Here is a 727-nt window from a genome sequence, read left to right on the forward strand (position 1 = left end):
ATTCGAGCGTCCGAACGTCACCAGGCGATATGTCGTTCTCGTGCCGTCGTCGTTCGAGGTCGTGATGTAGTCGGCGCAGACCTCCTCGGCCACACCGGCCTTCTCGGCGATGACCACGTCGCCCGTGTCGGTGGCGGCGCGGTACTCCATGCCGGTGCCCACCAGCGGCGCCTCGCTCTTGAGCAGCGGCACGGACTGGCGCATCATGTTCGCCCCCATGAGCGCGCGGTTGGCGTCGTCGTGCTCCAGGAAGGGGATCATCGCGGTCGCGACGGACACCATCTGGCGTGGCGAGACGTCCATGTAGTGCACTTCGTTCGAGCGGACGTACTCGAACTCGCCGCCCCCGGTGCGGACCAGCACCCGCCGCTCGGCGAAGCCGCCGTCGGCCGACAGGGGGGAGTTCGCCTGGGCGATGACGTACAGATCTTCCTCGTCGGCGGTGAGATAGTCGATCCGGTCGGTGACCCGGCCGTCGACGACCTTGCGGTAGGGCGTCTCGATGAAGCCGAAGGCGTTGAGCCGGGCGAAGCAGGCGAGGTAACCGATGAGGCCGATGTTCGGACCCTCGGGAGTCTCGATCGGGCACATGCGGCCGTAGTGCGAGGGGTGCACATCACGCATCTCCACGCCGGCCCGCTCGCGGGACAGGCCGCCGGGACCCAGCGCGGACAGGCGCCGCCTGTTCGTCAGCCCGGACAGCGGATTGACCTGGTCCATGAACACC

At 68.0% G+C, this 727-nt stretch carries 1 protein-coding gene; it reads right to left on the minus strand.

Annotated features, from left to right (window positions below):
• Positions 1–727 (minus strand): RNA polymerDNA-directed RNA polymerase subunit B (locus tag Pta02_RS40830; RefSeq protein WP_507763427.1); only part of this gene is annotated, 727 nt, incomplete at both ends.

The sequence above is a fragment of the Paraplanobispora takensis genome (assembly GCF_016863195.1).
GTDB classification, from domain to species: Bacteria; Actinomycetota; Actinomycetes; order Streptosporangiales; family Streptosporangiaceae; genus Planobispora; species Planobispora takensis.